At 73.1% G+C, this 8,942-nt stretch carries 12 protein-coding genes; all 12 read left to right on the top strand.

Features of this window, described 5'->3' with window-relative positions; all coding sequences use genetic code 11:
- Positions 1-758, top strand: a 758-nt coding sequence (locus Q7W29_10700) for an RsmB/NOP family class I SAM-dependent RNA methyltransferase (GenBank protein ID MDO9172289.1), incomplete at its 5' end; no start/stop codon positions are given.
- The gene (locus Q7W29_10695) at positions 755-1,480 is read left to right on the top strand and encodes a PASTA domain-containing protein (protein MDO9172288.1); all 726 of its coding nucleotides are present in this window, start codon (positions 755-757) and stop codon (positions 1,478-1,480) included. The genes Q7W29_10700 and Q7W29_10695, both read left to right, overlap by 4 nt.
- Positions 1,455-2,126: a ribulose-phosphate 3-epimerase gene (gene rpe / locus Q7W29_10690; protein ID MDO9172287.1), complete on the top strand. Its 672-nt coding sequence runs from the start codon at positions 1,455-1,457 to the stop codon at positions 2,124-2,126. Before Q7W29_10695 ends, rpe begins: the two co-directional genes overlap by 26 nt.
- Positions 2,127-2,279: 153 nt before the next feature.
- Positions 2,280-3,617 (top strand): signal recognition particle protein, encoded by a 1,338-nt coding sequence (ffh, locus tag Q7W29_10685; GenBank protein ID MDO9172286.1) that lies wholly within the window; start codon positions 2,280-2,282, stop codon positions 3,615-3,617.
- Between the two features lie 117 nt (positions 3,618-3,734).
- Positions 3,735-4,289, top strand: a complete 555-nt coding sequence (gene rpsP, locus Q7W29_10680) for a 30S ribosomal protein S16 (GenBank protein MDO9172285.1) — start codon at positions 3,735-3,737, stop codon at positions 4,287-4,289.
- Positions 4,290-4,294: 5 nt separating this feature from the next.
- Entirely contained in the window at positions 4,295-4,540 is a 246-nt protein-coding gene (locus Q7W29_10675) for a KH domain-containing protein (GenBank protein ID MDO9172284.1), read from the top strand.
- Positions 4,541-4,543: 3 nt separating this feature from the next.
- On the top strand, positions 4,544-5,077 hold the full coding sequence (locus Q7W29_10670; GenBank protein ID MDO9172283.1) for a hypothetical protein: 534 nt from the start codon (positions 4,544-4,546) through the stop codon (positions 5,075-5,077).
- A complete protein-coding gene (gene trmD, locus Q7W29_10665) occupies positions 5,061-5,804 on the top strand; it encodes a tRNA (guanosine(37)-N1)-methyltransferase TrmD (protein ID MDO9172282.1) in 744 nt (247 codons plus the stop codon). Before Q7W29_10670 ends, trmD begins: the two co-directional genes overlap by 17 nt.
- A gap of 136 nt (positions 5,805-5,940) precedes the next feature.
- Entirely contained in the window at positions 5,941-6,297 is a 357-nt protein-coding gene (rplS, locus tag Q7W29_10660; protein MDO9172281.1) for a 50S ribosomal protein L19, read from the top strand.
- Positions 6,294-6,941 carry a ribonuclease HII gene (locus tag Q7W29_10655; protein ID MDO9172280.1) on the top strand — a complete coding sequence of 216 codons (648 nt, stop codon included), beginning with the start codon at positions 6,294-6,296 and terminating at the stop codon, positions 6,939-6,941. Before rplS ends, Q7W29_10655 begins: the two co-directional genes overlap by 4 nt.
- A gap of 32 nt (positions 6,942-6,973) precedes the next feature.
- On the top strand, positions 6,974-7,345 hold the full coding sequence (locus Q7W29_10650) for a YraN family protein (protein MDO9172279.1): 372 nt from the start codon (positions 6,974-6,976) through the stop codon (positions 7,343-7,345).
- Positions 7,346-7,519: 174 nt separating this feature from the next.
- Positions 7,520-8,942: leucine--tRNA ligase (leuS, locus tag Q7W29_10645; GenBank protein ID MDO9172278.1), on the top strand; the 1,423-nt coding region annotated here is incomplete at its 3' end.

Genomic DNA, 8,942 nt, shown 5'->3' with positions numbered 1-8,942 from the left:
TCGCCGCGGCCCTGGCCGCTGCCGGCCGGTCCGCGCGCCCCGGGGGGCTGAGCCCGCGCGCCCTGCTGCTCGCGAACGAGGAGCGCGCCGACCTGGCGGCCCTGCTGCGGACCCGTCCGGAACTGATCGTCCAGGACGAGGCGGTCCAGGCGGCGTGCGACCTCCTGCTGGACGGCGCGGCGGGTCCCGCCCTGGACCTGTGCGCGGCGCCGGGCGGCAAGACGGCCCGGCTGCGCGCGGCCCTGGCGGCGGGGGACGACGGGTCGCCGGCGCTGCTGGTGGCCGCCGACCTCAGCGCCGCGCGCCTGCGCAAGCTGCAGGCGACGGCGAAAAGGATCGACGCGGGGCCGGACCTCGTGGTATCTGCTGACGGCAGGGCGGCGCCCTTCCGGTCCGGCACCTTCGCGACCGTGCTGCTGGACGGACCCTGCACCGGGACCGGCGTGCTGCGGCGGCACCCCGAAGGGAAGTGGCGCCTCGGTCCGGAGGCGATCGTCGCTTCGGCGACGCGGCTGACGGAACTGGCGCGGCGGGCGTCCCTGCTGCTGGCGCCGGGCGGCCGCCTGCTCTACGCCACGTGTTCCCTGGAACCCGAGGAGAACGAGGGCGTTCTGGAGGCGGTCCTGGCGGCGGAACCGTCGCTGGCGCCCTGCCCGTGGCGCGCGGACGGGGAGTGGGCGCGGACCTGGCTGCCCCAGCGCGAGGGCGCGGACGGCTTCTTCGCGGCCCGACTGTCGCGGCGGAGGGATGCATCGTGAAGTTCTGGCAATTCTTGTTGCTGCTCGCCAGCCTCGGCGTCGCCGGCGCCGTTGGCCTCGCCCTGAGCAACTACCTCATCGTCCCGCAGCTGATCCATCGCCACGCCGAAGTGCGCGTGCCGGACCTGCGCGAGCAGACCCTGGCGCAGGCGCGCCGGACCGCCGCCGGCGCCGGCCTCGAGGTCGAAGTCGTGCGCAGCGAGGCGCACGCCCGGCAACCGGTCGGCAACGTCGTCGACCAGCACCCGGCCCCCGGACAGCCGGTGCGCAAGGGGAGGGCGGTGGGCCTGGTGCTCAGTAGCGGCCCGCCCACCGGCGCGGTGCCCGCCCTCGACGGCCTCAACGTGCAACAGGCCGCGGCCACCCTCCAGCGCAGCGGATTCCGGGCCGGCCGCACCCTGCGCGCGCGCGGGCTCGAGGGTGCGCCGTCGACCGTGGCGCTGCAGTACCCCGAAGCGGGCACCGGGAGCCGCAAGGGCGTGACCGTGGATGTGGTGATGGTCGACCAGGCGGAAGCGCCCGCCTTCCTGATGCCCGACCTCAAGGGACGGACGCTGTCGGCGGCCCGCAGCGCCGTCGACGGGTCCGGCTGCATCCTCGCGCCGCTGCGCCACGTCCGCGACGCGGGCACGCCGGCGCAGACCATCGTGCGCCAGAAACCGGAACCGGGGACGCGCATCCTCAGGGGAGAGATCGTTGAACTGGTGGTCGCGACGCGCTGAACACGGCACGGCGGTGGCCCCGTCCCTGCTGTCGGCCGACTTCGCCGACCTGGGGCGGGAGGTCGCGAGGATGGAGTCCGCGGGTGCGGACCTGATCCACCTCGACGTCATGGACGGCCGGTTCGTCCCCAACCTCACCTTCGGCCCCCAGGTCGTGGCCGCCGTCAGGCGGCGCACCGCCCTGCCGCTGGACGCGCACCTGATGATCTCGGAGCCGGAGCGCCACCTCGCGGCCTTCGCCCGCGCCGGCGCCGACGCGATCACGATCCACATCGAGGCCGTCCCCGCGCCCGGCGCGGCCCTCGACGCGATCGGGGCGCTCGGGAAGCGCCGCGGCCTCAGCCTGAACCCCGGCACCCCGATCGAAGCGGTGCTGCCCTGGCTCGAACGGGTCGACCTCGTGCTGGTGATGTCCGTCCAGCCGGGGGCGGGGGGGCAGAGCTTCCAGCCGGCGGCCCTGGACAAGCTGCGGGCCCTGGCCGCGCGGCGGGCCGCCTCCGGGCTCGGGTTCGCCATCTCCGTCGATGGGGGCGTCAACGCCGGGACGGCCCCGGCCTGCCGGGACGCCGGCGCCGACATCCTGGTCGCCGGATCCTACCTGTTCGGCGCCGCCGACCCCGCCGCCGCGATTTCCTCCCTGCGCTGACCGGCGCCGAACCGCCCGGAAACCCACAATACCCTTGATTTCGCGGTCGCTTTCGACGATACTGGGCGGTCGCGGCAAGGGGGGCTGGGCGCCTGGAGCGTCCGCCCGTTGTCGTTGTGCGCGCCGCCATGTTCCCGAGAGAGGATCCCGAGGGTGTTCCAGGAGTTGACCAGCCGGCTGGGCGGCGCGCTGCGCAAGCTGTCGGGACAGGACCGCCTCACCGAGGAAAACGTCAGGGACGCGCTGCGCGAGGTGCGCCTGGCCCTGCTCGAGGCGGACGTCAACTACCAGGTCGCCAAGGACTTCGTCGCCCGCGTGGCCGAGAAGGCGGCGGGGCAGCAGGTCTGGGACAGCCTGTCGGCCGACCAGCAGGTCGTCAAGATCGTCCGCGACGAGATCGTGGACCTGCTCGGCGGCGAGACGGCTTCGCTGAACCTGTCGGGCACGCCGGTGGCCACGGTCATGGTCATGGGCCTGCAGGGCAGCGGCAAGACCACATTCTGCGCGAAGCTCGCCCAGCGCCTGGTGAAGGAGGGGCGCTCGCCCCTGCTGGTGGCGGCGGACATCTACCGGCCCGCGGCGATCGACCAGCTCGAGACGCTGGCCGCGCAGGCGGGGGTGCCGGTCCACGCCGACCGCGAGCGCCGCAACGCGGCGCAGATCGTCAAGCTCGGCCTGCGCCGGGCGCGCGACAACAAGTGCGACGTGCTGATCGTCGACACCGCCGGCCGCCTGCACATCGACGCCACGCTCATGGACGAGCTGGTGGCGATCGACAAGGCCGTGCCGATGGACGAGAAGCTCCTGGTCGTGGACGCCATGACCGGCCAGGAGGCGGTGACCGTGGCCCGCGAGTTCGCCTCGCGGGTGGGTTTCGACGGCGCCGTGCTGACCAAGATGGACGGCGACGCCCGCGGCGGCGCCGCGCTGTCGGTGAAGGCCGTGACCGGCCGTCCCGTCAAGCTCGTCTCCACCGGCGAGAAGCTGGCCGACCTGGAGACCTTCCATCCGGACCGCATGGCGGGCCGGATCCTCGGCATGGGCGACGTCATGTCGCTGATCGAGCGGGCCGAGGAGAACATGGACCAGCAGGAGGCCGAGGCGCTGGCCGAGCGCTTCCTGCAGAACCAGTTCACGCTCGAGGATTTCCAGAAGCAGATCCGCCAGGTGCGGCGGATGGGCCCCCTGAAGGGGATCATGAAGATGCTGCCCGGGGTCGACGGCGGGATGATCGACAAGTCCAACGTCGACGAGGGGCAGCTGGGCAAGGTCGAGGCCATCCTGAACTCGATGACCCCGACCGAGCGCCGCAGCCCGGAGATCATCAACGGCTCGCGCCGCAAGCGGATCGCCCGCGGCAGCGGCACGAACGTGTCCCAGGTCAACCGGTTGCTGAAGCAGTACCGCGACATGCGGCGGATGATGCGCAGCATCAACGCCGCCGGCGGTCTGGAGGAGTTCGGACGCAAGGTGCTGGGCGGGCGCGGCTAGGCCCCGTCCCGCGGTCCGGGCGGCTTGGATCCGGCCGTCCGGGGACCTATATTGGATCGCTTCGCGCCTGAACGGCGGGTGCGGGGCAACACACCGACACGAACCCGGAGGTACTCAGTGTCGACCACGATTCGTCTGACCCGCATGGGTCGCAAGCAGAGGCCCTTCTACCGGCTGATCGTCACCGACAGCCGCAACCGGCGCGACGGCGCCTACCTGGCGAACCTGGGCTACTACAACCCCTTCGCCGAGCCGCTGGAAGTGAAACTGCACGAGCAGGAGATCATCGCCTGGCTGCGCAAAGGCGCCACGGTCAGCGAGACCGCCCGCTCCCTGATGCGCCGCGAGGGCGTCCTGCTGCGGTGGGAGCTGCTGCGGCAGGGCCTGTCCGTCGACGAGGTCGAGGCCCGCGTTTCGGCCTGGAAGAGCGACCTCGACGGCCGCCTCGGCGCCAAGGCCCAGGCCAAGGCCGAGCAGGATCGCAAGGCGAAGGCCGAAGCCGTCGCCGCCAAGAAGGCCGCCGAGGAGGCCGCCGCCGCCGCCGAAGCCGCCGCGGCCAAGCAGGCCGCCGCGGAAGCCGCGGCCGCCGCCGAGGCCGAAGCCGCCGCCGCCGAAGCCGTCGTTGTCGAAGAGACGACCGCCGAGGGCGACGCGCCCGCGGAAGAGAGCTGACCGCCATGAGCAAGGCCATGGAACTGGTCTCGTACATCGCGGTGAACCTGGTCGACCATCCCGAGGACGTGCGCATCCAGTCCCTGGAGCGCGACGGCGAGGAGGTCTTCCTGGTGCAGGTGCATCCGGACGACGTGGGCCAGATCATCGGCAAGGGGGGCGCGACCGTGAAGGCGGTGCGCGGCCTGCTGCAGGCCGTGGGTCTGCGGGTCGACCGGCGCTTCGGCTTCGAGATCGCGAACGAGCAGTAGCGCATGACGGGATTCCCGGCTGACGAGTTCGTGCCCGTCGCCGACGTGGTCAAGGCGGTGGGTCTGCGGGGCGAGCTGAAGCTCTACCCGCTGATCGATTGGCACGAGCCCCTGCTGGACTCCGGCGACCTGTTCTGGGACGACGGCGCGCCGTTCGCGCCGGAATCCTGGCGGTCCCTGGGGACCTGCTACGTGGTGGCCCTGCCGGGGATCGGGACGCGGGAAGGCGCCGAGGGCGCCGTGGGCAGGATGGTCGGCTTCCTCCGGAGCCGCTACGCCGACCCGGATTTCCCGCGCCCCCGCGGCGGACTGCCGTTCCGCTGGCTCGGACGCCCGGTCGTGACCGCGACGGGAGAGGCGGTCGGCGAGGTCGACGACGTGCGCACCTACGGCGCCGGGTTCGTGCTGGTCGTCCCGCGGGGCGGCCGCGAGTGCCTGATCCCGGCCGTGGCGCCCATCCTGCGGCCCGAGGACGAGTTGCAGGGGCCGCTCGTGATCGACCCGCCGGAGGGACTGCTCGATGTCGCTGGCGATTAAGGTCGTCACCCTGTTCCCGGAGATGATCCGGGAGGTCCTGTCCACCAGCATCCTGGGGCGGGCCGAGCGGCAGGGGCAGGTGACCTACGAGGTCCTGGACATCCGCGACCGCGCGGTGGACCGCCACGGGACGGTCGACGACGCACCCTACGGGGGGGGCGCCGGGATGGTCCTGATGGCCCCGCCGGTGGTCGAGACCGTCGAGGCCGCCCGCAGCGGCGACGCGACGCCCGTGCTGCTGATGTCGGCGCAGGGGGAGCGGCTGGACGAGGATCTGGTGCTGGAACTGGCCGCGCAGGCCGCCGCCGCCGGCGAACTGGTGCTGGTCTGTGGGCACTACAAGGGCGTCGACCAGCGGGTGCTGGACCTGCTGCGGCCGCGCGAGGTCTCCATCGGGGACTACGTGCTGACCGGCGGGGAACTGCCCGCGCTCGTGGTGATCGACGCTCTGGTGCGCCGGCTGCCCGGGGTGCTGGGCAACAGCGATTCGGCCGAGAGCGATAGTTTCACCGCCGCGCTCGACGGCGGGCTCGAAGGCCCCTGGTACACCCGGCCGCCGGAGTACCGCGGGCTGGCGGTGCCCGAGATCCTGATCTCGGGGCACCACGCCAACATCGAGCGTTGGCGCGCGGAGAGGTCGCGGGAGCGCACGCGGGAGCGTCGTCCCGATCTGGCCGCGGGACGGGGGCGCCCGTCGCGGGACCGCGACGGTGGCGCCGGGGAATGACGGACGAAACACGAATGGAACGCCGCCGCCGCCCTCTACCGGTCGACGGCGAGACACGGGAAGACGGCGAGACACGAAGGGGTCCGCGGACCCCGCCCCCCGGCCCGACGCCGGCGGGTACGACCAGGAGGCTGCGATGAGCAACATCGTCGACACGATCCGCACCGAGAAGCTGCGCACGGACCTGCCGGTGTTCAGCATCGGCGACACGATCCGCTGCCGGATGAACATCACCGAGGGCGGCAAGACCCGCATCCAGAACTACGAGGGTGTCGTCATCGCCCGCCAGGGTTCTGCGAACGAGGCCTCGATCACCGTGCGCAAGATCTCCAACGGCGTGGCCGTCGAGCGCGTGCTGCCGATCGAGAGCCCGAACCTCGCCGGGATCGAGCTGGTGCGCCGCGGCCGGATCCGCCGCAGCAAGCTCTACTACCTGCGCGAGCTGACCGGCAAGAAGGCCCGCATCCGCGAGAAGCAGTTCGGCCGGAAGTGAGCGGTCGCGGCGCCCTGCTGGCCGCCTTCGACCGCGAACGCGCCGCCGACCCCTCGCGGGCGGGCGGGGCCCTGGTGCTCGCCGGCACGGACGAAGCCGGGCGCGGCTGCCTGGCCGGCCCCGTGGTGGCCGCGGCGGTGGTGCTGCCGCCGGGCTGGGCCCCCGAGGCGCTGGACGATTCCAAGCGGCTGACCGCCCGCCGTCGCGAGGCGCTCTACCGGGACATCGTCCGCGAGGCGCTGGACTGGCAGGCGGAGGCCGCCTGGCCCCGCGAGATCGAACACACCGACATCCTGCGCTCCAGCCTGCGCGCCATGGCGACCGCCGTGGCGCGTCTGCGCGTCCGGCCCGACCTGGTGCTGGTCGACGGCAACCAGGCGCCGCCGCTGGACTGCCCCGCCGCCTGCCTGGTGGGCGGCGATGGCCTCAGCGCCGCGGTGGCCGCCGCCTCGATCATCGCGAAGGTCGTGCGCGACGGGCTGATGGTCGATCTGGACGCCCGCCACCCCGGCTACGGCTTCGCCGGCCACAAGGGCTACGGCTCCGCCGACCACCTCGCGGCCCTGCAGCGTCTGGGCCCCTGCCCCCTGCACCGCCGGACCTTCGCTCCGGTCGCCCTGCTGCGGCAGGGCTCCCTCTGGTAGGCTTCCTGCTGCCGCGGCGGCGGGAGGTGGCCATGAACAGGCACGCCGACGCCGCGGCGCTCGGCCGCAGTGGCGAGGAGATCGCGGCGCTGTGGTACGCCGCCGAAGGCTTCACGATCCTCGAGCGGCGCTTCCGCGCCGCCCGCGGCGAGGTGGACCTCGTCGCGCGGCGCGGGCCCCTGCTGGTCTTCGTCGAGGTCAAGACCCGGCGCGGAGACGGCTGGGGTTCGCCGGCCGCGGCGGTCGACGCTCGCAAGCTGCGGCGGCTGCGGCTGGCCGCCCGGGCCTGGCTCGCGGCGAACCCGGCCCGCGACGTGGCGGAGTTCCGCTTCGACGTCGCCGCGGTGCGCTTCGCGCCGGGCGGGGACGGGCTGCGGCTGGAGGTGACCGCCGGGGTCCTCTGATCCCGCGCGCGTCGACGCGCGGCGACACGCCGGACGCCGCCGATTGGGAGTGGCGCGGCGGGAGCCGTGCGGTTAGAGTTGCGCGACCGAGGCGCGCGGATCCGCGCCGCCCCAACGCCCACAGACCAGCCATCCCCGGCGACCCCGCATCGCCGGCCGGAGGATCGACGGATCATGGCCGACTACGCGTTCCAGGAAATCGAGCAGCGCTGGCGCGAGCACTGGGCCCGCACCGGCCACGACCAGGTGGACTGGAACTCCGACAAGCCCAAGTGCTACTGCCTGAGCATGTTCTCCTACCCGTCGGGCGACAAGCTCCACCTCGGCCACTGGTACAACTACGTGCCGGCCGACACCTGGGCCCGCTACCGGCGCCAGCGCGGCGACAACGTCTTCCAGCCGGTCGGCTTCGACAGCTTCGGCCTGCCGGCGGAGAACTTCGCCATCAAGTGCGGCGTCCACCCCGGCGCGCACACGACCGAGAACATCACCTTCATCCGTGAGCAACTGCGCACGCTGGGGCCGATGTACGACTGGCGCAGCGAGCTGGCCACGCACACCCCCGAGTACTACGCCTGGACCCAGTGGCTCTTCCTGACCCTGTTCGAACACGGGCTCGCCTACCGCGCGGCGCAGCCGGTCAACTGGTGCGACTCCTGCCAGACGGTGCTGGCCAACGAGCAGGTTGACGACGGCGTCTGCGAGCGCTGCAAGTCCGAGGTCGTGCGCAAGAACCTGACGCAGTGGTGCTTCCGCATCACGCGCTACGCCGACCGCCTGATCGACAACCTGCCCGCGCTGGACTGGCCCGAGGAGACCAAGAAGAAGCAGACCGCCTGGATCGGCCGCAGCCACGGCGCCGAGGTCGTCTTCGCTGCGCGCCCGGCCGACGGCGCCGCGGCGACCGGCGGCGGCGAACGGCTGCCGGACGGCTCGCTGGCGCTGCGCGTCTTCACGACCCGCCCCGACACGCTCTTCGGCGTCACCTACCTGGCGCTGGCTCCCGAGCACCCGCTGGTCGACGTGCTGACCGGGGCAGAGCACCGCGAGGGCGTGGCCGCCTACCGCCGCCAATCGGCGCGGCTGAGCGAAGTGGACCGGCAGAGCAGCGACCGGCCAAAATCCGGCATGCCCACGGGCGCGACGGCCGTCAACCCCGTGAACGGCGAGGCCGTGCCGATCCTGGTCGCCGACTACGTGCTGGCCGGCTACGGCACCGGCGCGGTCATGGCCGTGCCGGCCCACGACGAGCGCGACTTCACCTTCGCCGCGGCGCTGGACCTGCCCGTGCGGCAGGAGATCCTGCCCGCGGGTGCCGCGCCCGGCGCGCCACATCAAGAGCCGCTCGAAGAGGCTTGGACGGGCCCCGGGCTGATGACCGCTTCCGGCGCTTACGACGGTCTGGACAGCGAAACGGGAGCCCGCCGCGTCGTCGCGGACCTCGAGGCGCGCGGCTTCGGCCGCGCCACCGTCCAGTACCGCCTGCGCGACTGGCTGATCAGCCGCCAGCGCTACTGGGGGGCGCCGATCCCCATCATCCACTGCCCGTCCTGCGGCGAGGTGCCGGTGCCGCGCGACCGCCTGCCGGTGCTGCTGC

The sequence above is a fragment of the bacterium genome, assembly GCA_030654305.1.
Taxonomy (GTDB): Bacteria; Krumholzibacteriota; Krumholzibacteriia; order LZORAL124-64-63; family LZORAL124-64-63; genus PNOJ01.
This window is presented reverse-complemented; position numbering and strand designations above follow the sequence as displayed.

Excerpts from the sequence above, each read along its gene's own strand:
- Q7W29_10675 (MDO9172284.1), top strand. The coding sequence starts at position 4,295 with ATGAGCAAGGCCATGGAACTGGTCTCGTACATCGCGGTGAACCTGGTC.
- Q7W29_10650 (MDO9172279.1), top strand. The coding sequence starts at position 6,974 with ATGAACAGGCACGCCGACGCCGCGGCGCTCGGCCGCAGTGGCGAGGAG.
- trmD (MDO9172282.1), top strand. The coding sequence starts at position 5,061 with ATGTCGCTGGCGATTAAGGTCGTCACCCTGTTCCCGGAGATGATCCGG.
- Q7W29_10670 (MDO9172283.1), top strand. The coding sequence starts at position 4,544 with ATGACGGGATTCCCGGCTGACGAGTTCGTGCCCGTCGCCGACGTGGTC.
- rplS (MDO9172281.1), top strand. The coding sequence starts at position 5,941 with ATGAGCAACATCGTCGACACGATCCGCACCGAGAAGCTGCGCACGGAC.